This window comes from Coleofasciculus sp. FACHB-542 (genome assembly GCF_014695825.1).
Classification (GTDB): Bacteria; Cyanobacteriota; Cyanobacteriia; order Cyanobacteriales; family FACHB-T130; genus FACHB-T130.
In genome coordinates this window covers 27669-50575 of record NZ_JACJPB010000055.1, presented here as the reverse complement: position 1 = coordinate 50575, position 22907 = coordinate 27669, and the positions used below count along the sequence as shown (strand labels likewise).

Sequence of the window (22907 nt, the reverse complement as noted above, 5' to 3'; positions counted from 1 at the left end):
AGCTTTTCTATTTTTGTTTTCTGAAAATGGCATCCGCGACGCGACAAACGTCGTGCATAGGTTGGACATCGTGAATTCGGAGGATATCAGCACCTCCCGCGATCGCTCCGCAACAAGCCGCCGCCGTTCCCCACACTCTGGCTTTGGGATCGGGTTGATTTAAAATCCGCCCGATAAAACTTTTCCGGGATGGTCCCACTAACAAAGGAACGCCCAAAGAATGCAACATCGGTAGGCGTTGCAAAATTTCCAAGCTTTGCTCGTAAGTTTTGGCAAAGCCAATGCCGGGATCGATGATAATCTTCGAGCGATCGATGCCAGTTGCGATCGCTTGCTCAATTTGACTTGACAAAAACTCGGAGATTTCCCCCATCAAGTCCTGATAATTCGTCATCTGCTGCATGGTAGCTGGCGTCCCTCGGATGTGCATCAACACAATGGGGACTCCCAACTCTGCCACCACAGCAAACATCTCCGGATCGAAAGTACCGCCGGAAATATCATTGACGATATCAGCCCCCGCCGCAACTGCTGCCTGTGCCACAGATGCCCGCGTTGTATCCACGGAAATCGGAACCTCAGAAGGAGGAGGGATGTATCCCGGAAGGTGGGATAAGGGATTGCTGTGCTGAGCAGATTCTATGACTCCCACCGCAGAATCGGAGTCATCCTCGATCCTTCCTTCTGCACCCTTTCGGAGGGCTTGCACGACTGGTAGCACCCGATCCAATTCCTCTTCCAGAGAGATTTGGGCGGCTCCGGGGCGGGTTGATTGTCCCCCCACATCGAGGATATTGGCTCCGGCTGCCACAAGATGCTTAGCCTGAGCCAAGGCGTCTCCTAGCGTGTTAAAGTCTCCGCCGTCACTAAAACTATCAGGCGTCACATTCAACACACCCATTAAATAAGTGCGCTGTCCCCAGTCAAAAGTTTGACCCCGCAGGGTCAAGCTATTTTGGATTTTGGATTGATTCATCCGTCATCCGGCGAAGAAAGCGCCGCTTCGCTAACATCCTTATCCTTTTTGAAAGTTGACAATTCGGGCAAAACTGGCAGCCTCCAGACTGGCTCCCCCGACCAAAGCCCCATCGATTTCTGGCTGCGCCATGATTTCATCAATATTATTGGGCTTGACCGAGCCACCGTACTGAATCGAGACATTTGGATTTGTCAATTGAGTGCGAATCAAGCCAATCACCCGATTTGCTTCTTTTGACTCGCAGGTGTCGCCAGTACCAATTGCCCAAATAGGTTCGTAGGCAATAACCAGGTTCTCTTGATCAACGTCAACCAAGCCTTTTTTCAGTTGGGTAGAAATCAGGGATTCTGTTTCACCTGCATCGCGTTGTTGCTTGGTTTCGCCGACGCAGAGAATGGGCGTTAAACCGTAGCGTTGCGCTGCTTTCAGCCGTAAGTTCACAGTTTCATCGGTTTCGCCAAAGTATTGACGCCGTTCGCTATGACCCACAATTACGAAACGCACCCCAATTTCTGTCAGCATGGGTCCGGCAATTTCACCTGTGTAGGCTCCCATTTCTTCCCAGTGGATGTTTTGGGCACCCAGCTGCACGCGGCTACCGTGCAGATTTTTAGACATGATGCTCAAAGCAGTGAAAGGAGCCGCTAGGACTACTTCCCGCTCGTCTGGGGTTTCTTCTAGGTGAGACATGAATCCTTGCAAAAACTCCAGACTCTCGGTCTGAGTTTTGTACATTTTCCAATTACCGGCAATAACTATTTTCCGCACAGCTAACTCAGTCAAGTTCAGAATGCTAAAAACTGTAACCTCCAGTTTAGTACGGCGGGGGAACCCCTGCTTTAAAGGCGATCGCATTTACACTTTCTGGTCGCTAAAAGCGCAAATGTCAAGCGACGCGATAATTTCACCCCGCAATCCTTGCACGCCAACACTCGCTCCTGCGGATGCTGCTCTTAGCCGCGACTCACTTCAAAAATCTTTTTATTACTTTAGGTGGGTATTTACCCAAAAGATTCCCCCCTATCGTAGGATGTTCCTCAAAAAAATTAAGGTTTAAAATTATACCAGAACGTAAATAAAAAACTTAGATTATTGGAGTAAATATGAAACTAAAATTTTTAGCAGCCGCAGCGCTCCTGCTTCCCGTAGGCTTAGTTGCTCCCGTCCGAGCCGAAAATCCCGCTCATGTCAGACGATTAATCGAAACTAAGCAATGTCAGAACTGCGACTTGAAAGGAGCCAATCTTGTAAGTGCCCATCTCACTGGGGCTGATTTGAGAGGGGCAAACTTGCAGGGAGCTAACCTAGCGAATGCCAACTTAGAAGGTGCCGATCTAACGCAGGCTAATCTGGAAAAAGCTAATTTAACGGGTGTATTTGCAAATAGCGCCGATCTCCAGCAAGCAGACTTAAGTAGTGCCAATTTGAGAGAGGCTAACTTGATAAATGCTAACTTGAAGGATGCGGCTCTCGACAACGCGATTTTGCCGAATAACGTTAAATGGGATTAGTGGGTTTTTCACAACTAAATATTTGACAAAAATACAAAACTCGGTCAGTAACTGACCGAGTTTTGTATTGAGCGATCGCTCAAAGCACAAATGCAGCAGTGCTAGGCTCTATCGTGCAGTCTTTGCCGAGAGCCGAGAAGCTTCTTCCTTCAGAATCCATGACGAAGACAAATCTTCTACAAAACTCTTCTGGCTTAAACTTGCAGCTTCAACTACTCTGACAATAAGTGTTGGTAAGTATGTGCTATTAACCATCTGATAGCCATAGCCAAAAACCTTGCCTGAGCGTCCGGTTTTCTTATGTAGTACGCTATCTCCGATATTCAGCATGATTTCAACTCTCCTAATTTTGTGATTTGCCGTTTTCTTACTACTTGAATTGCTCTCAAATGATTGGATGGATATCCCGCTTTTACCGACAATCCATCGATTTGGAATAAATTTGTCTAGGGTTGGGGAATAGAGTTCTTGCAAAAATATTGAGAACCTGTCCTAACTTTCGGAAACGAAGAGGGAGTCTCATTTCCTCCTTGCAAGGAACAAAGAAGATTGATTGTTTTTATTGCAAGAAACGCTTATACACTGAAAGCTCACAACGTTGGATGGAAACTCTTTTCTAGTGCCTTTTCTTGCTCGCTATCGGGATTAAAATCCCATCCCAAAGGACTCAGCACTTTTCAGGGGAAAAAATCTCAAGCGACTAGCTGCGGTTTGCTCGCAGATTCAACAGCAGCTTGGCACAGTAATTTGGTGTACAGATGGCTGAGTCGTAATGCCACGCTATTCCAGCTAAAGGCAATTTCTACCCGTTGGCGACCCATTTGGCCTAATTGGTCTCGCCAATCGGGATCGGCTAGGATGCGGTCAATCGCCTGTCCAAAGGCGACTTCATCTTTGGGAGGTACCAGTAAACCCGTTACCTCTGGCACTACGGTAAACTGCAAGCCGCCTACATTACTTGCAATTACCGGCGTCCGGGTAGCCATTGCTTCAATGGCAACTAAACCGAAGGGTTCGTAATGACTGGGGACAACACACACATCGGCAGCTGAGTAGTAGAGAGGCAAATCGTTATCTTCCACACGACCGGGGAAGCAAGTGAGATCGCCAATGCCTTCTTCAGCTACGATTTTCTCAATGCGATCGCGTTCAATGCCGTCACTTTGACCCTGACGACTTCCGCCTGCGATGAGAAGCTTCAGGTCGCAAGACTTGCGAAAGCTTGATTTTGCTACAGCTCGGACTAGCGTTTCAATTCCCTTGCGTCGATCGAAACGACCCACATACAGCACTACTTTGGCGTCGCTGGCAATTCCTAGCTGTTGGCGTGCTTCTTGGCGCTGTATGGAACCAAATTTAACGATATCTGTACCGCAGGGAATCATTTCAATCTGTCCCTGAGTGGAAACAAGCGATCGCATTTGATCTTCTTCTTGCGGACTGGTAGCAATCACTCGATCCACTGTTTCCAAACACGCTTTTTCAACTGCTAGCCGTGTGGAAGCGAGCGCTGGAATCTCGGAAACTGTACGATACTTCACTGCACCCAGAGAGTGATATGTATGTACCTGCTTCAAAGATTGGTGCTTTTTCAGTTCCATTCCCACCCAAGATGACAACCAATAATTGGTATGCACCAGGGTATATTGCCAACCTTCACGCTGCTGAAATGCCTGGAATTGTTCAACAAACTCTGGTAAATAGCAGAAGAGTCGATCCCGACTCATGAATTGGGCTGGCCCAGCGGCTAATCGGATTGTCTGGCAGTTAGGCGTATGCTGAACGACATCCAGTTGCTCCGGAGTGCTACGGCGGGTGAACATATCTACCTGCCAGCCTTGCTCAGCCAGTGCTAATCCAATTTGACGCACATAGACATTTTGACCTCCAGCTTCTTCTTGCCCAATTTCTACCGCTGGATCGCCATCTACTGAAATTAAGGCGATACGATTTTTTTCAGTCAGTAACATCGGTTGATTTTCTCCTCATAGCTAGCGCACCTGCTCTCCTACGCCAGCAGTTGAAGCACGAAATGTGCCTCTACTCATAGTCGAGGGCAGGTACAACGAAGCGAACAGATACCAGCCAAGGACACTGATGAGATCGCGCAAATTCTATAAAATTGCTGACTCTTCAGTCTCCTCTCAATGCCGACGGAGTTAGCTGACGGGCGAGGACTGAGAGATGTCCCTTTCTGAGGAATTAAGAATGCAAAATTAAACATTAAAATAGTCATCCTATCTTTGTAATTGTTTAATTTTTTATTTTTAATCTCTCATCGATAAGCCCCAAGATTTGGTTCCTCCGCTCCAGCTTCACCTTAATTAGATAAGGTACGTTTTTTAAAGTGAGATACTGGATTAGGCTGACTTATGTAGACTGACTGCAACCTTAACACTACAATTTAAAAATCGTCAACCTACCTTAAGATAGATGTTTTTTAATATACGAGGATGATACCTATACTTACCCTCCAAGGGTCAGACTTGCGACGTCAAGCATTTGATGTGGGCGGATGGGGTAGATAGAGTACATTGGGCTAAGTAAAAAAAACCATCAGCTAACTTTTGTTAGCGAACGTTCGCGCACGGCATTAACCTACACGACAAGAAATGCAACTCGTTATTAATAAAAGCTTTCTACATCTTTAACCTTCAGTCATTCGTTCAATATCAACCAACTCATAACTAAGAGTTAAAGACTACTAGAAACAACTCTTTACTGTTGCTATGATTCATCTAATTATAGTTTTTATAGCTCGGTGCTAAATCATTTTCAAACGCGAGATATTCGACTTGTCGAAGAAGTCAGGAATCTGAACTCCTAGCTTGCAACTCAAATAGGATTGCTATAGCTACGGGATAATTAGATTAGATTTAATAACCGAATGGAATGGTAGTTGTTGAGAAAAAAAGCTCGGTTCAGCGATTAGCGGTTAGCAATTTCAATTCCTAATTGCTAACCGCTAATCGCTAATCGCTAAGTGCTTTTTTTTAACGACTTGCTGCCGCTTCACGAGCAGCTGCCGCTTCATCTGGGTGAATCCCCAAGCGCGTCAGATTAATCCGACCTTTGCTATCAATTTCCCGTACCTTGACAATGACTTCATCCCCGACAGCCACTTCATCTTCGACGCGACCGACTCGGTAATCAGCAAGTTGAGAAATGTGGATCATCCCTTCTTTTCCGGGAAGCACTTCCACAAACGCCCCAATTGGAATAATCCGGGTTACGCGACCAGCGTATACATCACCCTCATTCAGCCTCCGCGTCATCCCTTGGATGATGTTGCGGGCTTTCTTCGCCTTCTCGCCATCTACTGCTGAAATCGTGATCGTGCCATCATCCTCAATGTCGATTTTGGCACCCGTTTCTTCAGTGATGCTCTTAATCATCTTGCCTCCAGGCCCGATGACCATGCCAATAAGTTCTGGCTCAATCTTGAGCGTCAGCAAGCGAGGTGCATAAGGTGACATCTCGGTGCGAGGTTGGTCAATGGTTGCCAGCATTTTCTCTAAAATGTGCAGCCTAGCGCCCTTTGCTTGCTCGACGGCTTTGGCAATGATATCCAGAGGCAGTCCGCTGATCTTCATGTCCATTTGCAAGGCAGTGATACCAGTATCGGTACCTGCCACCTTAAAGTCCATGTCACCTAAGAAATCTTCAATGCCCTGAATATCAGTCAGAATGCGAACTTCCTCGCCTTCTTTAATCAGTCCCATTGCTGCGCCACTCACCGGCTTCGCAATGGGCACGCCAGCATCCATCAAAGCCAGGGTGGAACCACACACCGAACCCATCGATGTGGAACCATTAGAAGAAAGAACTTCAGACACCACCCGAATCACGTAGGGGAAGTCTTCCTTCGGCGGTAACACTGGCACTATTGCCCGTGCGGCTAGTGCCCCGTGACCAATTTCCCGACGACCGGGTGCCCGCATCGGCTTGGTTTCCCCAACAGAAAAGGGCGGAAAATTATAGTGATGTAAATAGCGCTTTTCATCTTCTGGATGCAGGTCATCTGCAAGATCCTGGGCATCGCCTGGGGTGCCGAGAGTACAAACAGATAACACCTGGGTCAGTCCTCGGTTAAACAAACCGCTACCATGAACCCGATTGGGCAACAGACCCACGCGACAAGAGACAGGGCGTACTTCATCAAGCTTGCGACCATCTACCCGGACGCTGTCTTCGACAATCTGACGGCGCATCAGCTTCTTGGTAATGTCTTTAAAGACGTTACTCACTGCTTTAGAGTTAGCCGCAGAAGCCACTCGGATGGGGTCGTCTTCGGCTAATTCTGCGATCGCTGCCAGGATTTGTGTCTCTTTGATCTGATCTAAAAGAGCATCGCGGCTATTTTTGTCCAGTTCAAATTTGGAGAGGACTTCTTTGATTTGGGCAGTCGCGCGATCGCGAATAAAATTCTCTAGGGTCGAATCGACTTCCGGCTGGATTTCTTGAACCAATTCAATCCCCAGTGCTGCCATGAGTTCTCGCTGCGCCTCAATCAAGTCGCGCACCGCCTCATAGCCGAAATCAATCGCCTCAATGACATCCTGTTCTGGCAGCTGATTCGCTCCAGCTTCGACCATAATCACGCCATCTGGAGAGCCTGCCACCACCAGATCCAAATCCCCCGCCTCAATCTCGGCGTAGGTAGGATTGATAATAAAATCATCCCCCACCAAACCAACCCGCACCGCTGCCATCGGTCCTTGGAAGGGAATCTGTGCTAAAAGCACCGCAATTGAAGCACCTGTTACCGCCAGAACATCCGGCGGTACCTGCTCATCCATCGACAGCGTGGTTGCTACTACCTGAATGTCATCTCTCAGCCAGGAAGGAAATAATGGACGCAGGGGACGGTCAATCAAACGACCCGTGAGCGTTACTTTTTCGGGGGGACGCCCTTCTCGTCGCAAGAAACCACCGGGAATCCGACCGGCTGCATAAAGCCTTTCTTCGTAATCTACCATTAACGGCAGGAAATCAATGCCTTCTCGGCCTCCGGAGCGAGTCGCCGTGACTAAAACTGCGGTGTCTCCTGACTGAATTAAAACTGAACCCCCAGCTTGAGGGGCAAGCAAACCCACCTTCAGTCGAATATCCCGTCCATCAAAGGATATTGACTTGTCTAGCTCTACCATGCGGTACTTTGTCCTTCTATCATTTTTCTTTATCTTTCGCAATCGTAGCACTTAGGTACTGGTGGTGCCTTTAGTGTAGATGACGGCATTCCGGAGACGAGGACGGACAGAGGAGTAAGGGCGCAGAGGATCGACGATAACAACTGACGGCTGATAAATTAGCGCAAAGAGCGGTACATCTTTAGGACGTCTCCTACTCGTCCCTGAGATAGTCCATCAAATAAATGTTCAGCGCTCAGAATCCGCCCGATTCTCTCAAATATTAAAGATTGTCACAATCGGATAGAAGGCGTGTTAATTGCCAAGACAAAATTGAACATCATCGCCGTGTAACCCTTAACGTTAACGGCAGCTATTTCTAGCATTGCTCTCCATCAACCTACTCATGCCTTGACCCCGCTCAAGCAGGTTGTACAATAAATCCAGCATTGCAAATGTGGCTGCACCGTCCGGGAAAGTTGGGCTTGAGATAGTAAAGCTCCCAAGATTTTCATTGGCGTTGGTGGATTTAGTGTGGTTGTCGGTGGCAACAAAAGCATCGTGGATCATCCAATAGGCAGCAAATTCTACTTTGGATAGAGGTTTACTTTTGCGATAAGTTTGACCCTCAATAATAATCAGATTCAGTAATTTTATGACTGCATCTTGCTCATAAGGAAACATCTGGTCGAGTTCGGCTTTAATCCCATTTGGCAAGGTCGTTAAAAAAGTAAATAAATTTTAATTTTTAAGTAAAACTTGTAAGAAGTGATGCCTTTAATTTAGCTAAGGAAAAAAGCATCGAATTATCTAATGGCTAATTTCTGCTCTAATAAACGTTAATAAATTGAGTTAATTCTCACAAAAAAAGCTTTTAAATATGGCAATTTTACACGGTAGTTGGCTCGTTCAACCTCAGGGGGGTTATCTATTTGTTTGGGGAGAAATTTGGCGACCCATGACGCCTGCGATGTCTTCTCAACCCGATACAGTGGCATCCCATCCGATGGCGATGACGCAGGTAGAATTAATCGCTTTTTTGCGATCGCGTAGTCTCCTTGGAGAATCGCGCAGCCATGCGAGAAGTCAGGCTAACGAGAAATGGCACAAGAAAGCGATCGCTTTGCCCACCCAAATAGAGGCAGGAGATCCAGTTTGCCCACTGCTATCCACCAAAATGCTTTCAGACGGTGCGGATGCTTCAACCTTATCCTTACACCTCTGGCAAGTTGAAGGGCTGTGTCTCGATCCTCTCGAAGCAATACAATTTTTGCAAGCGCTGCCCCTTGGTTCTTTTAAAACATCTGATGCTTATGTAGGGGGAGATTTACGCTTTTGGGCACAGGTTAGCCGATGGATCTTGGATCTTCTGGTGCGATCTAAGTTTTTACCAACCCTACATCGGCAGTTGGATGGTACTGTCGTCGCCGCTTGGCAACCTCTACTTGATAGTGGGTTAGATCAAGCGCGTTTGGAAAAGTTTACCCAGCTCATGCCCTCTGCCTGCCGCACTTATCAACACTCGGAGGTTAGTGGTAAAGAAAAACCTAAAGAACAACTAGAACCAGAAGAACCCAAGGAATTACTCTTAGGATTCTTAGGCAGTGCGATCGACGCACAAGTGCGTTCGAGTGCTGGGAATTCTGCCTTACCCGCAGTAGAACCGATAGTGCAGGAGTGGTTGCAAGCCCTTTCTACCGCATCCAATACCCTCAAAACAGAACCGGCGGCAATTGGACGCTTGGAAGCAGCCTTTCAGACTTGGACATCGCCAGTACGAGATCATTTACTCGCCCCGGTGTTCGCTAGCGGGGAATTGAGAACCCGCCAATACCAACAAAACCGATTTCGCACCTGTTTCCTTCTCCAACCACCTGATACAGGTGATGAGAATTGGAGTTTAGAATACTTTCTCCAGGCAACGGGCGACCCAGAATTTTTGGTGAATGCAGAAACTATCTGGAACCATCCCTTAGAGCGTTTGGTCTTCAAAGGTCGCACGATTGAGCATCATCAGGAGACTTTTCTGAGTGGCTTAGGTCTGGGTGCGCGACTTTATCCTCCGATTGAAGCCAGCTTGCATGACCGTCGCCCGCAGTTTTGTCGCTTGACACCCGTACAGGTGTACGAATTTATCAAGGCGGGTGCATGGCGACTGAAAGACAGTGGATTGGGAGTCGTGATGCCGTCCAGTCTGATGCCTGCGGAGGGAGAAAATAGGCATTTGGGGCTAAAAATTCGCTCTAGCACCACACCGGGCAAAGGTCAGTCGGGATTGCAAAGCTGGCTGTCTTTCGAGTGGGAATTAGCAATTGGCGATCGCACGATTTCTAAACAAGAATTTGACCGTCTAATCGCCCTGCAAAGTCCCCTGGTGCAAGTAAATGGGGAGTGGATAGCCCTGCAACCTTCCGATGTGAAAGCCGCTCAGTTGCTGCTGGCAACCCCCAAAGACCAAATGGCTCTCTCCTTAGAAGATGCTCTGCGGCTGAGTACCGGCGATACCAAAGTAATCGAAAAACTTCCGGTGGTTAGCTTTGAGGCAGCAGGCCCGCTTCAGCAGTTGCTAACAACTTTAACCAATAATCAGGCGGTGGAAGCGATCGCGCCTCCTGCCAATTTCCAGGGGCAGTTGCGACCTTATCAAGCGCGGGGCGTTGGCTGGCTCTCCTTCCTCGAACGCTGGGGTTTGGGAGCTTGCCTCGCAGACGATATGGGATTGGGAAAAACAATTCAATGCATCGCCTTTCTGCTGAATTTACAAGAAGGAGAGAAATTAGAAGCACCGACGCTATTAGTTTGCCCGACTTCAGTTTTGGGGAACTGGGAACGAGAAGTTAAGAAATTTGGCCCCACGCTGAAAGTTGTCGTCCATCACGGGGATAAACGACCGAAAGGGAAAGCGCTGGCAAAAGCCGTTAAGGGCAAAGACTTGGTCATTACCAGTTATTCACTGGCGTTTCGGGATGCCAAAGACCTTCAAAGTGTTTCTTGGCGGGGTGTGGTGCTGGATGAAGCTCAAAATATTAAGAATCCCCAGGCGAAGCAATCGCAAGCAGTGCGTCAGTTACAAGCAGGTTTTCGGATTGCGTTAACCGGAACTCCAGTGGAAAATCGCTTGGCAGAATTGTGGTCAATTTTAGATTTCCTGAATCCGGGGTATTTGGGAACGCGAGATTTCTTTCAACGCCGGTTTGCCTTGCCGATTGAAAAATATGGAGATATGGCTTCGTTGCAGACATTGCGATCGCTGGTGAGTCCTTTTATCCTGCGACGCCTGAAAAGCGATCGCAATATCATTCAAGATTTGCCTGAAAAGCAGGAAATGACTGTATTCTGCGGACTCTCTGCCGAACAAGCTGCACTCTATCAAAAATTGGTGGAAGAATCGCTAGTTGAAATTGAAGCCAGCGAAGGTGTGCAACGGAAGGGAATCATTTTAGCTTTGTTGATAAAGTTAAAGCAAATCTGCAACCATCCCGCCCAATTTTTAAAGGAAAAAGAACTGGTTAGACAGCGTCGCTCTGGCAAACTTCAGCGTTTAGAAGAGATGTTGGAGGAGGCTTTATTAGAAGGCGATCGCGCTTTGATTTTTACTCAATTTGCCGAGTGGGGAAAACTTCTCCAACCTTACTTAGAGAAACATCTTGGTGGGGAAAGTCTGTTTTTGTATGGAGGCACCCGCAAACAACAACGGGAGGAAATGATTAACCGATTCCAGAACGACCCAGAAGGTCCCAGAATCTTTATTCTTTCTTTAAAAGCGGGGGGAACGGGTCTCAATTTAACACGGGCAAATCATGTGTTCCATTTCGACCGTTGGTGGAACCCAGCAGTTGAAAATCAGGCAACGGATCGGGTATTTCGGATTGGACAAACTCGGAATGTACAGGTACATAAATTTACTTGTACGGGCACCCTTGAAGAAAGAATTAATGAAATGATTGAAAGTAAGAAAGCATTGGCAGAGCAAGTTGTGGGTGCCGGTGAACAGTGGATTACGGAACTGAATACTGACCAACTCCGCAATTTACTACTGCTGGATCGGACTGCTGTAATTGATGATGAATAATAGGGTTGGGCGATTAGAAATCGCGGCTACACAGACGAAACCTGCCTACGCAGGTTTGAAATCTCTTTGTAAAGACGCAAAATTTTACTAATCTTCTTGCCGTTTGTGCTAACGGGTTTCTACAGTCCGCGCAGAGAGACTTTGCTTGATAAAAGCTCTCGCAACTTATGATCTCTTCCAAGAGAAAGGGGTAAGAAGGATTAACATAACTGCTGACACTATTGGTTTACTAAGAAATATTAGGGAATTAAAAGAACGGAAAAATGAACAATTACGAAATTCAAAGCCGCGAATGGTGGGTACAAGAATGGATTGATTTATTAGAAAAATCTCGTTTCAAAAAGCGATTGGAAAGGGCACGAAATTATGCAATGCAGGGAAATGTTCTCGGCATTGAGTTTAAAGGACCAAAGGTGTTAGCAAAAGTGCAAGGGACGGCACCAGAACCCTATCAAGTTTCCCTATCCCTAGACCCTTTTACGGATGAACAGTGGGATTACGTGATTGAAACGATGTCTCAACGGGCGATTTTTTCTGCCCAATTATTGGCGGGAGAAATGCCGCCTAACATTCAAGAAGTGTTTACCGCCAATGGTTTGAGTATATTTCCCTTTACTTTGTCTGATATCCATGCACGGTGCAGTTGCCCGGATAAAGAAATTCCCTGCAAACACATTGGTGCAGTTTATTATCAGTTAGGCGATCGGTTCAGTGAAGATCCTTTCGTCATCTTCCAGTTGCGGGGACGCCCCAAAGAACAAATCCTCGATACCCTACGCAAGCTAAGACGCGGTACCGCTGCAACTTCTGAGACTGAAATTTCCACAGAGGAGACATCCCAGCCATCGAACGAGGGTACTTCATCCCTACCAACAACCCCGCTAAAAATTGAGCAATTCTGGCAATACGACGAACCGCTAGATTCTTCACTGGTCGTAATTGCACCGACTGGTGACACTGTATTAAATGTACTCGGATCGATTACCCTCGCATCCGGTTCTAGTCAGCCGGTGATGCAATATTTAGACACTGTTTATCAAACAGTCAGTCAGCAAGCTTTTCTAGCGGCGATGAATTTAGAAGAGAGTTGAAGACTACGATCGCATACTTCTTAGTTAACTTCTCCCTTACCCCAGAAAGAGCTATAAATTTCCCATTTTCTAGTTCGGAAATGACCCATGAGGATGAGGTTTGTATGCTCCAAGAAGTATGGTAGCGCGATCGCTCACTGCCCAAATTCTAGCCGCGCCTGCTCCACTAACTCACCCGTAACAACTTCCAAACCCCCTGCACGAGCGATTTGCTCAATTCGCTGACGCGCTTGGGAACGGACAAAAAAAGGAATATTTTTCAGCTTTGCCTTTGCTTCCGGCGTCCACTGTAAAACATCTGTAAAATCAGAATCGCGCATGGCACATCAGCCCTTAGCTATCAGCCGTTTGACTTTTAACTGGTAAACTTAATCGCATTTTATCAAGTTGCGATCGCTCTCGTTTATATCCCTCTTAGTCGCTCCTCGCACGAGAGCGATTTCTTGATCCCGATCCATCTTCGTTTGGAGGAAAACGGGGCTTATCCTTTGAGTTAGAGTTGCTTCAGCTTCTTGTGTGCCGATTGTAGCAATTGTTGAGATTCTTTATAGGCAGTTGTCCCAGGTTTGACAGTTTGCAGTTGATTGATAATCCCCTGCATCTGGCTAACTATCTGGTTGCGATTTACCTGTGAGGAATCACTGGGAATCGAAGCAATCAATCTTTGGATTTCCTGTTTAGCTTCTGTGAGGGCTTCTCTTGAATCGCGTTCGGCTTTCAGTCGAGTTTGCACAATTCCTAAGTTAGTTTGGTACGATGCCAGTAACTTTTGGGCTTCTAAATAGCCAGAATCTTCCACTCGAATAGTTTGCAGTTGGTTAATTGCTTTTTCCCACAGGTTGTCAACTTGTTGCCACTGTTCTGCTGTATGAGGTGCATTCTGCCCAGCTTTGGCAGCGGCGAAGGCAAATTGCTTTGCTCCCTCAATTAACGTGCCGCTACGAGCACTATCAACCGCACTACCGACAGATTGCTGTTTGGTTTGCACCATTCCTAGATTGGTTTGATAGGATGCCAGTAACTTTTGTGCCTCCAAATAGCCAGGATCTTGTAATGGTACTTCTTTGAGTCGGTCAATTGCTTCTTCCCACAAGTTTTGAACTTGTTCCCACTCTGCGGCGGTTTGCGGTGGTTGTTGGGCAGCTTTCTCCGCTGAGAGAGCAAATTCCTGGGCAGCTGCGATTAAGGTGCCGGTACGAGCATTCCGGTCAGCAGTACTAGCTACCTTTTCAAAGTCACGCTTGTAGGCTTGGAGTTTAGTTTGTGCGGCTTTTCCTGCGAGGGTTTCCTGTGGAAGTTGATCCATCTGGTCGAGAAATGTCTGCCAAGATGCGATCGCTTTCTCTCTATCTGTTGTAGTCTGCGCTTGTTGATACTGCTGTTTAGCTGTATTCAGCGATTCTTCACCTTGAGTTAGTAGCGTCTGAGCTTGGTTTTCTTGAAACAATTGGGCTTCCATTCGCCCAACAGTTGCACGCGCCGATTTAAACTCATCGAGAGTAAACTGCCAACCGAACCAAAATGTATACTGAGGCCAATAGCCCAAAAACCATACTGGCAGGGCATCAAGATGTTTTTGTGCTTGTTTGACTTTCTCGGCACCTAACTCAAAATCTGCTGGTGAGGTAGCTTTATTAACCAATTGGTCAGCTTGCTCGACTTGAGCGATCGCCTGACGGTAGTGATGATCCATACTCATATAGCTCGGCAGCAGCAAAATTGGTGCTGTTTTGGCAATAGGCCACCGAATCATTGGATAAGGCAAATTCACTACCCAAAGCGCCCCAGCCGAACCAGTCAGGAGTATAGCCGTCCATTTGATTTTGCTAAAAACACCGGGCGGACGGTTAGCTCTGGCAGCTTCCTTGAGTGCCTTCTGGCTAAACTGTGGAAACATGTCTATAACTGCCTCGCGCATTTCATCCAAAGACGCTGGCGAGCCTTTTTGCAACCGAAGTCTTTCTAATCGTCTTAGGACAATCTCTTGCTCAGTCTGACTTAAAGGATCGTTAGCGGAACAGTTCTTTACTTCCGCACGAAGGATTTGAAAGGCGCGATTGTTGAGACGGGACATACTCTATACACAGCAACTCCTGTTAGTGTTCCCGTATCTGACTGGAAAATCCCACAAATCAGGTTGCAGTGGCTCCCCAGAATACTTGCTCAGATGGCAATAACATCTACTCAGCTTGTAGATGGTGTTCATCTTCCAAAGCCTCTCCCACTTTATCTATAGCGACTCTAAATAATTTTTGAAAGTGAAATGCCCGACTTCTCTAAGAAGTCGGGCATCTGAACCGGTAGCATTTCACCAAGAATACTCTTCGTTCAACTAATATCTTGCCTATCGCAAATATAATTCTTGGAGTTAAAGATTCAAAATTGAAAGTTTTACATGAATCTTGTTAGCTGCACGCGGTAGCGTTCCTTTTTGGTGACAGCAATTTCCCCAACCTCTAACCGTCCTTTGCCGCGAATCGCAATTAAGTCTCCAGACTTCAGAAGATGACTTGGTTGGGTGACTTCTTTCCAATTCAATCGCACATCACCACCGTCAATAAAATCAACCATTTTGCTGCGAGACATCCCAAAGCCAGCGGAAGCGATCGCATCCAACCTCAAAGAAGCCTCAACCGTCGTCAATTCTTTCTTTTTCGGTTCCCGAATTTTTAACTCGCTTAACTCAATTTGCCGAGTTTTTACCGGGACAGAACGCACCTGATTGAGATGCATTCCCAAAAACTCCACCATTTCTGGAACAACAATCGCCTGCGCTCCTTGCTCTCCCAGCACAATTACATCGCCAGTCTTTTCTCGCACGATCCCACACCCCAACATCGCGCCGAGGAAGTCTCGGTGGGTGGCTTGGTCAAACAAAAAATTCCCGGAAATATCGATAGCAGCAATAGAGACTTGGGACGAATCGAGGGGCAATTCTGCACGCGCGATCGCTATCCGCTGTCGTTCAGCTTGTGGATAACCTCCCCAAGCAACCAGTTGGACTTCTGTTAATCGATTAAACGCTTGCTGGATTTCAGCTAGTTCTGGGGGAGACAGAAAATCCGTAAAGACTACTTCCCACGTCTTAATCGCTTGATCCGCTAGATCGATAACACGAGCGACAGTCTCTCGATTTTCGACTCCTTTGAGGAGTTCTTCCCTTGGCAACATACAGCAGACGCTAGATTGAGGTGAAACTTTCTTGATTCTATCGTTGGGAGCGGAACCTGACGGACAATGCGATGAGTGCGATCGCTTTCGCGGATGCTGCTTTTAGCGGCTCCTCGCGCTTGGTTAAACTGAATCATTCCCCTTTACCCAAACCGATTCCCGACCTCCTTCCACGACCACCCGTCGTTTCTCACTAAGGCGAGAAGCAAACGTCGTCGTCTCGTCAAGTTGCTGACTTCTAATGCAAAGGCTTCATCGCTAACAGTGGGAATTCCATTCGCACGTAACTCATCGAGAACTGCCAGGGGTGGCACGTCTGAGGCTGGCTTAATGTAAGCAGAAGTCAGGGTTTCTAGAAAGACTGACAGGGTTTGCCGCACCGGGTACAGCGCCACCGCATCGGGTCGATATTCCGGCTTAATTCCAAATTCGAGCAAGGTCAGCGCCTCGTCCAAGACAGCCATGTTAACTTCCGCCGCTGTCTCCCGCCCGGTGCTATGAAAGTAATGAAGTACGGGATAAGCAAAATGACTTTGCCCGTATAAGGCTAGCATGGGCGCGATCGCTACTAAGTGCTGAGACAGCATCCCAAAATCTTTGCCATTCCAAGCTTTAGTTACGATTTCGGTAGGAGTATAGCCAAGACAGGAAATGTAGGTTGCCAACTGTCGCTTCTGAGTCCCGGCTGACACCACAGAAAGCAGATAGGTAATCGACAGAGTAATCAGGAAAAACCCATTCGCTGCTGCTGCGGCTGTCGCCAGTTGCCAAATTTTTCCTTGGGGTTGGTAGTCTCCGAGACCGAGGGTAACTAACGTATAACCTGTAAAGTAAATTTTCTCCCAGATGTCAGCAGGCTGCTTTGTATCCGCAGAAACCAAAGAGCGATCGCTGGCGCTAAAAATTAAGACCCATCCTGCCCATGTAGCCAAAATCCACAGCAGCGTAGAAATGCCAATGGTGCTGTAGCCTGCAACGGAAAGCATCTGATGAGAGGGAGAGGAGCGATGTCGATGGAGAAGCAATTTCCACAAGCAATTGGACAATCTAGATGTAATCGGCCCCCCACCACTGCCGACGGCGATCGTTGTCCAAAGCACATCAACTACGATCGAGCCGACGAGCGCAACTCCCAAACAAGTTGGCAATATTTGCATCTAAACCCCCTTCCAGTGACTTGCGCTCAGGCTGGTAGTTAAAGTAACAATGTTATGTTTGTTACTTCCTCTGCCCGTGGATGGAAGACCCAGCCAGCTCGAAAGGTTGGAAGGTGCTTATTTTCTAGACTCCCTCTGAGTCAACGTAGCCTTGGATATTTTCGGGTTCAAACTGACGGAGAATCCGAGTCGCTTGGCGGATGATCGTTTCGGAAGCTTTGACGACAATCAGATACTTACCGGCATTGAGGCGGTTGCGGTAAGGCAAGGCATCACCACTTCCCAGCGCCAAGCCTACTCCTCCCCCCACAAACACGCTACCCATCGCACCGGAGGCGGCACCTAAAAGTCCAGCAATCAGGTAATTGCCGATTGGACCCGCCCAGGCAAAGGTGTCTAAACCCGTGGTGATATTGAAAGCTATTCCAGCGAAAAATCCAAAGGGGATGAGCCAATAAGCCATCAGCTTTGATTGCTTTTTAGCTTGCTCGTTGGGGTCAATTAAGCCAAATTCATCCGCGCTTTTGTATCCTCTGCCTAGGATACTGACTTTATTCATCGGTAAGCCTTCTTTCTCTAAAGCGGAATAGGCGGCTTCTGCCTGGATGCGGTCTGCCAGTACGGCAACGAGATAATTCATGGTGATTCGTAAAATGCTGAGATAGCCTTAGTTAAAGCCTAGCAGTGCAAGGGACAGCAAATCTTCTACCGTAATTAGGATGCACTTGCGCGAGAAGTCGCTAGGAGCGGTATATGCGAAAGCGATCGCATTTGTGCGATGGGTAGCTGATATCTTTGGCTGTGTTTTGTTTCCTTCCGCCATCGGCAAGAAGCACTTCGCCCACGCGAATGAAAGTTAAAAACTTTCAGCCAACCAGCCGTACAAAGACACCTGATACAGTTAAAATGACCTTCTGCCTGTATTGTTCGTGGTGGAGAGTGATTAGACGCGATGTCTAAGCCAGCTCCCATCAGGCAAGCTTGCTCCCAAGGTTTTACCGGCACGCGATCGCGTAACGCAAGGGAGCTATCCTGGCGAAGTGGATGCAACGCAACGCGCGACTTGCGGTTTTGACCTTTTAGGGGTCGTGCGTGCGTGTCGTAATGGAATTTTTATTTAGACTCACCTGCCCATCATGTCCAAGGTTCTTGTTTCCGATCCCATAGACCAAGTTGGAATAGATATCCTCTCCCAAGTTGCCCAAGTTGACATTAAAACAGGTCTTTCTCCAGAAGAACTGGTGCGAATTATGCCAGAGTATGACGCTCTGATGATTCGTTCTGGAACCCATGTCACCAAAGAAATTATCGAAGCGGGCACCCAGCTAAAAATTATTGGTCGTGCTGGAGTTGGCGTCGATAATGTCGATGTTCCAGCCGCCACCCGACAAGGAATTGTCGTCGTCAATTCCCCCGAAGGTAACACCATTGCAGCGGCAGAACACGCTTTGGCAATGATGCTATCGCTCTCCCGTTATATCCCCGAAGCCAATCAGTCGGTGAAAGGCAGTCAGTGGGATCGCAAGAGTTTTATCGGGGCAGAAGTTTACAAGAAAACGCTGGGAGTTGTCGGTTTAGGGAAAATTGGTTCCCATGTCGCCAGCGTTGCGAAAGCGATGGGGATGAAACTGCTAGCTTACGATCCCTTCATCTCGGTAGAACGGGCAGATGAACTGGGTTGTCGTCTAGTCGATCTGGATATGCTGTTTCAGGAATCCGATTACATTACCCTGCACATCCCCAAAACTCCAGAAACGACTCATCTGATTAACGCCGAGGCGATCGCTAAAATGAAACCCACGACTCGGATTATCAATTGTGCCCGTGGTGGCATTATTGATGAGGCAGCCTTGGCGGAGGCGTTAAAAGCTGGCAAAATTGCTGGGGCGGCGTTGGACGTTTTTGAGACAGAACCGCTTGGCGAGTCGGAGTTGCGATCGCTGGGGAAAAATCTTATCCTCACTCCCCACCTGGGAGCTTCTACAGCAGAAGCGCAGGTAAATGTTGCCATCGATGTTGCCGAGCAGATTCGGGACGTTCTGCTGGGCCTACCAGCGCGTTCAGCCGTGAATATTCCTGGGTTGCGGCCTGACGTATTGGAAAAACTCAGACCTTATCTCCTATTGGCGGAAACTTTGGGTCATCTAGTTGGGCAACTGGCTGGAGGACGGATTGAGTTGTTGAATATCAGCTTGCAAGGAGAATTGGCAACTAATCAAAGTCAGCCTCTCATCGTGGCAGCGCTGAAAGGGCTGCTCTCTCAAGCGTTGAGAGAGCGAGTGAACTACGTGAATGCCAGTATTGAGGCAAAGGAGCGGGGAATTCGCGTGATTGAAACGCGGGATGCCTCGATTCGAGATTATTCGGGTTCGCTGCAACTGTCGGCAAAGGGTTCCCTAGGAGAACACTCGGTCACTGGTGCTTTATTGGGCGATAACGAAATTCGGATCACTAGCATTGATGATTTTCCCATCAACGTCCCCCCCACTTCTAATATGCTGTTTACGCTGCACCGCGATATGCCAGGAATTATCGGGAATATTGGTTCGCTATTGGGCAGCTTTAATGTCAATATTGCCAGTATGCAGGTGGGTCGTAAAATCGTGCGCGGCGATGCAGTAATGGTGTTAAGCCTGGACGATCCCCTACCAGAGGGAATTTTGGCGGAAATTCTCAAGATTCCCGGCATTAGAGATGCCTATACGGTAACTTTATAAGTGCTGAGGATGGAGGATGTAGGACTGAGGACTGAGGTATGAGGACTGAGGATGAAGAAAAGAGATACACAAAGAGTAAATTCTTTTTAGTTTCTCTTGACTCTCTATTGCTAAGTTCTACGTTCTAACCTTCCTCAGTCCTCAGCCAGTGCTTCGCACCACTGGGCTAACAGTCCTCAGCCCTCAGTCCTCAGTCCTCAGTCCTCATACCTCAGTCCTTAGTCCTCAGCCCTCAGCCCTGATGTATGGCAAACACCTGGTGGGAAATTCAAGTTCTCTGCGACCCAGCCTTAGAAGATTTAATTTTCTGGCGGCTGGAAAAATTTGGCTGTCGCGGCACATCCATTGAGGTTAAAGGACACTCGCGCCTAGTGTGTGGTTATTTATCCGCACTCCAAGCGCAGTTATTAGATTTGGCGGCGCTGTCTCTGTGGCTGCGTCAAGATGCGCTGAATGTGGGAATGCCGATGCCGGTGATGGATTGGCATTTAATTGATGAGGAAGATTGGGCAAGTAGCTGGAAGCAATACTGGCAACCGCAAGAAGTTGGCGATCGCTTATTAATCTACCCTGCCTGGTTGCCCCCTCCAGAGCAGACGGAACGGATTACCCTGCGCCTCGATCCCGGAGCCGCTTTTGGCACCGGCACCCATCAAACGACTCAGCTGTGTCTGGAAGCGTTGGAGATGCGATTGGGTTTGGGCACTCCCGATATCGTTGTGGCAGATATTGGTTGTGGATCTGGCATTCTCTCGATTGCCGCGATGCTGTTAGGTGCGGAAAGAGTTTATGCCGCAGATCTTGATCCGATGGCGGTGCGAGCCACTCACAGCAACCGAGAACTCAACAAAATTAGCCCCGATCGGTTGATTGTGGAGCAAGGCAGTATCGACCGCTTAATGCAATTGTTACATGAGCCGGTCGATGGCATTCTTTGCAATATTCTGGCGGAGGTGATTATCGACTTGATCCCGCAGATGACAGAGATGGCTAAACCCAGCACTTGGGGAATTATTAGCGGCGTTTTGCTGGAACAAGCGAAACCCATTGCCGATACTTTAGAGCAACACGATTGGATTGTTGCCACCCTCTGGCGGCGTCAAGAGTGGTGCTGCTTTAATATTCGACGCTCATAAATTAGGACTGAGTGCTGAGGACTGAGGACTGAGGGAGGAGAGAGGACTGAGTGCTGAGGACTGAGGACTGAGGTTTGAGGACTGTTAGCAAAGCAGTGCGAAGCACGGGCTGAGTAAGGTATGAAAGGTCTTAAATCAGACGTACCAATTAACTACCGATCGCTTTTTATAGCTTTTTACTGAGATTTTAGCCCTCAGTTCTCAGTCCTCAGTCCTCAGCCCTCAGTCTTCAGTCCTCAATCCTCAGCCCTCAATCTTCAAGCTGAGTGGACGACATCCTGACAGAATTTGGTGCATATTGACGACAGCACCAATAATGGCGATCGCGGGTGCTGTAAATCCAGTCGCCTCGACTTGCGCCACAATCGTCTCCAAGGTGCCGATCAGTTCTTCTTGTTCCGGTCGAGTTCCCCAGCGCACCAACGCTACTGGCGTCTCTGGGCTTAAGCCTGCTGTCTGAAGTTGTTCCGTAATGTAAGGTAAGTTGTGAACGCCCATGTAGATGACAATGGTCTCAGAACCGTGGGCGATCGCTTGCCAGTTCACGGCGGGTCGATACTTTCCGGCGGATTCGTGTCCGGTAACAAATGTTACCGAGGAGCTATAAGCACGGTGAGTTAAAGGAATTCCGGCATAAGCGGGTGCAGCAATCCCAGATGTCACTCCCGGTATTACTTCCACGGGCACTCCCGCATTGACTAAGTCTTCCATCTCTTCGCCGCCCCGACCAAACACAAAGGGATCGCCACCTTTGAGGCGCACCACGATTGCCGCAGTTTGGGCTTTTTCAATTAACAGTTGAGTCGTCTCTTCCTGCAACAGGGAATGACGCCCCATCCGCTTTCCAGCGTCAATTTTTTCGGCTTGGGGATTAATCATTGCCAAAATTTGGGGACTCACCAGAGCGTCGTAAACTACGACATCGGCACACTCCAACAGCCCTTTTCCTTTGAGGGTTAATAAACCAGGATCTCCTGGCCCTGCACCCACTAGATATACTTTACCCAAACACGTTCTCCTGTTTACCTGTGTGTTCTCTGGCAGTGTGAGGTTCATTGACTTCTCAAATCCCAAATTAAATCCGCTAATTCTGCGCTAGCGCCGATTGGTTCAGCCATCTGGAGTTTTGCCGATGGAAACTGCTGGGATAATCGCTCAACTGTTTGAGCGATCGCATCCGTAATTCCCCCAGCAAATAGAAAATAAGGCAGGATGGCGATTTTTTCCTTCCCCGCCTCAACCAACGCTTTCACCCTGTCCTCTAGGCTGGGTGGCACCGACCAGTAAGCAGGCACCGCGTCCAAAGTCCGTGCAATGGTTTCTACTGATTGATTTCCCCCAGCACGGCGGCTTCCGTGAGCTAGGAGAATCCGAGCGTCTGCTGTTATCGAAGCGAATTGACTGGCTAACAGACGACTCAAGCCAAGGTGAGTGCCTAAGTGAGGACGAATGTCAAGTTTGAATTTAGAGCCAAACGCTACTTGAGCGATCGCAACTTCCTCTGGGATATCCTCCATGACGTGAACTCCCGGCAGTAGAAACAGCGGCAACACCTGAATGCAGGGGTTCTCAGAATGGTACTCAGATGCAACAGCGCGATTCTGCTTTATAGACGCCACGCGATTCTGCTTCGCAGACGCTACGCGAACGCCAAATTGCCGAATTTGCTCGTGCAACGGCTGGGTTGCCAATTCTAGCACTGCTGTACCCACCAGTGGTTCTTGTAAAGACGTAAAATTTCGCGTCTCTAGCATGGGCGATGCACCTAAGCGGCGAACGGGTTGAGATGCCTGCACCCAGGCTATCTCTGACCTTTGTGCCTTCTCGTAGATCAGGGCTGCCAGCTGTTCTACAGCGGCTTGAGGGCGAGGGTCGCGGCTTCCGTGAGAGACCAGTAGATAGGCAGATGACTTGGGCAAGTGTGTAACTACAGGCTTTTGAGCA

General features: G+C 48.1%; 19 protein-coding genes and 1 riboswitch. Of the genes, 5 read left to right on the top strand and 14 right to left on the bottom strand.

Annotated elements, in window-relative coordinates; genetic code table 11:
• Positions 1 to 7: 7 nt before the first annotated feature.
• Complete coding sequence (gene folP / locus H6F52_RS22695; protein ID WP_190536874.1) at positions 8 to 961, bottom strand: dihydropteroate synthase; 954 nt, start codon at positions 959 to 961, stop codon at positions 8 to 10.
• A 54-nt stretch (positions 962 to 1015) separates the two neighbouring features.
• A complete protein-coding gene (gene tpiA / locus H6F52_RS22690) occupies positions 1016 to 1747 on the bottom strand; it encodes a triose-phosphate isomerase (RefSeq protein WP_190411832.1) in 732 nt (243 codons plus the stop codon).
• A 335-nt stretch (positions 1748 to 2082) separates the two neighbouring features.
• On the opposite strand from tpiA, the gene H6F52_RS22685 reads away from it, so the two are divergent.
• Positions 2083 to 2490: a pentapeptide repeat-containing protein gene (locus H6F52_RS22685; protein WP_190536824.1), complete on the top strand. Its 408-nt coding sequence runs from the start codon at positions 2083 to 2085 to the stop codon at positions 2488 to 2490.
• A gap of 108 nt (positions 2491 to 2598) precedes the next feature.
• On the opposite strand, the gene H6F52_RS22680 is transcribed toward H6F52_RS22685, so the two are convergent.
• The 4 genes from H6F52_RS22680 to H6F52_RS25390 all read right to left on the bottom strand — a co-directional run bounded on the left by H6F52_RS22680 (position 2599) and on the right by H6F52_RS25390 (position 8303).
• Positions 2599 to 2820: a hypothetical protein gene (locus tag H6F52_RS22680; protein ID WP_190411829.1), complete on the bottom strand. Its 222-nt coding sequence runs from the start codon at positions 2818 to 2820 to the stop codon at positions 2599 to 2601.
• A gap of 362 nt (positions 2821 to 3182) precedes the next feature.
• Positions 3183 to 4460: a glycosyltransferase family 1 protein gene (locus H6F52_RS22675; RefSeq protein WP_190536823.1), complete on the bottom strand. Its 1278-nt coding sequence runs from the start codon at positions 4458 to 4460 to the stop codon at positions 3183 to 3185.
• 163 nt (positions 4461 to 4623) lie between these two features.
• Positions 4624 to 4836, bottom strand: a riboswitch (cyclic di-AMP (ydaO/yuaA leader).
• Between the two features lie 647 nt (positions 4837 to 5483).
• Positions 5484 to 7640: a polyribonucleotide nucleotidyltransferase gene (locus H6F52_RS22670; protein WP_190431719.1), complete on the bottom strand. Its 2157-nt coding sequence runs from the start codon at positions 7638 to 7640 to the stop codon at positions 5484 to 5486.
• A 342-nt stretch (positions 7641 to 7982) separates the two neighbouring features.
• Positions 7983 to 8303 (bottom strand): hypothetical protein, encoded by a 321-nt coding sequence (locus H6F52_RS25390; protein WP_199300686.1) that lies wholly within the window; start codon positions 8301 to 8303, stop codon positions 7983 to 7985.
• Positions 8304 to 8499: 196 nt separating this feature from the next.
• Between H6F52_RS25390 and H6F52_RS22660 the strand changes: the two genes are divergently transcribed.
• Both H6F52_RS22660 and H6F52_RS22655 read left to right on the top strand, forming a co-directional pair.
• The gene (locus H6F52_RS22660) at positions 8500 to 11691 is read left to right on the top strand and encodes a DEAD/DEAH box helicase (protein WP_190536822.1); all 3192 of its coding nucleotides are present in this window, start codon (positions 8500 to 8502) and stop codon (positions 11689 to 11691) included.
• A gap of 263 nt (positions 11692 to 11954) precedes the next feature.
• Positions 11955 to 12782 (top strand): SWIM zinc finger family protein, encoded by an 828-nt coding sequence (locus H6F52_RS22655; protein ID WP_190536821.1) that lies wholly within the window; start codon positions 11955 to 11957, stop codon positions 12780 to 12782.
• Between the two features lie 134 nt (positions 12783 to 12916).
• Here the strand turns inward: H6F52_RS22655 and H6F52_RS22650 are convergent, their stop codons facing one another.
• The 6 genes from H6F52_RS22650 to H6F52_RS22625 form a co-directional block, all read right to left on the bottom strand.
• Complete coding sequence (locus tag H6F52_RS22650; protein ID WP_190411824.1) at positions 12917 to 13102, bottom strand: PCP reductase family protein; 186 nt, start codon at positions 13100 to 13102, stop codon at positions 12917 to 12919.
• A gap of 173 nt (positions 13103 to 13275) precedes the next feature.
• Complete coding sequence (locus H6F52_RS22645) at positions 13276 to 14856, bottom strand: hypothetical protein (RefSeq protein WP_190536820.1); 1581 nt, start codon at positions 14854 to 14856, stop codon at positions 13276 to 13278.
• Positions 14857 to 15173: 317 nt separating this feature from the next.
• Positions 15174 to 15953, bottom strand: coding sequence for a photosystem II S4 domain protein (locus H6F52_RS22640; protein ID WP_190536819.1), 780 nt, complete (start codon positions 15951 to 15953; stop codon positions 15174 to 15176).
• Between the two features lie 143 nt (positions 15954 to 16096).
• Positions 16097 to 17110 carry an ion channel gene (locus H6F52_RS22635; protein WP_190536818.1) on the bottom strand — a complete coding sequence of 338 codons (1014 nt, stop codon included), beginning with the start codon at positions 17108 to 17110 and terminating at the stop codon, positions 16097 to 16099.
• A gap of 124 nt (positions 17111 to 17234) precedes the next feature.
• Positions 17235 to 17750 carry a hypothetical protein gene (locus H6F52_RS22630; protein WP_190411820.1) on the bottom strand — a complete coding sequence of 172 codons (516 nt, stop codon included), beginning with the start codon at positions 17748 to 17750 and terminating at the stop codon, positions 17235 to 17237.
• A gap of 74 nt (positions 17751 to 17824) precedes the next feature.
• Entirely contained in the window at positions 17825 to 18160 is a 336-nt protein-coding gene (locus tag H6F52_RS22625) for a hypothetical protein (RefSeq protein WP_190427599.1), read from the bottom strand.
• 86 nt (positions 18161 to 18246) lie between these two features.
• On the opposite strand from H6F52_RS22625, the gene serA reads away from it, so the two are divergent.
• Together serA and prmA are read left to right on the top strand one after the other, a co-directional pair.
• Positions 18247 to 19827 (top strand): phosphoglycerate dehydrogenase, encoded by a 1581-nt coding sequence (gene serA, locus H6F52_RS22620; protein ID WP_190427602.1) that lies wholly within the window; start codon positions 18247 to 18249, stop codon positions 19825 to 19827.
• Positions 19828 to 20072: 245 nt separating this feature from the next.
• A complete protein-coding gene (prmA, locus tag H6F52_RS22615; RefSeq protein ID WP_190536817.1) occupies positions 20073 to 20963 on the top strand; it encodes a 50S ribosomal protein L11 methyltransferase in 891 nt (296 codons plus the stop codon).
• Positions 20964 to 21206: 243 nt separating this feature from the next.
• Here the strand turns inward: prmA and cobA are convergent, their stop codons facing one another.
• Both cobA and H6F52_RS22605 read right to left on the bottom strand, forming a co-directional pair.
• Positions 21207 to 22019, bottom strand: coding sequence for a uroporphyrinogen-III C-methyltransferase (cobA, locus tag H6F52_RS22610; protein WP_190536816.1), 813 nt, complete (start codon positions 22017 to 22019; stop codon positions 21207 to 21209).
• The gene (locus H6F52_RS22605) at positions 22016 to 22882 is read right to left on the bottom strand and encodes a sirohydrochlorin chelatase (RefSeq protein WP_190536873.1); all 867 of its coding nucleotides are present in this window, start codon (positions 22880 to 22882) and stop codon (positions 22016 to 22018) included. Before H6F52_RS22605 ends, cobA begins: the two co-directional genes overlap by 4 nt.
• Positions 22883 to 22907 lie beyond the last annotated feature (25 nt).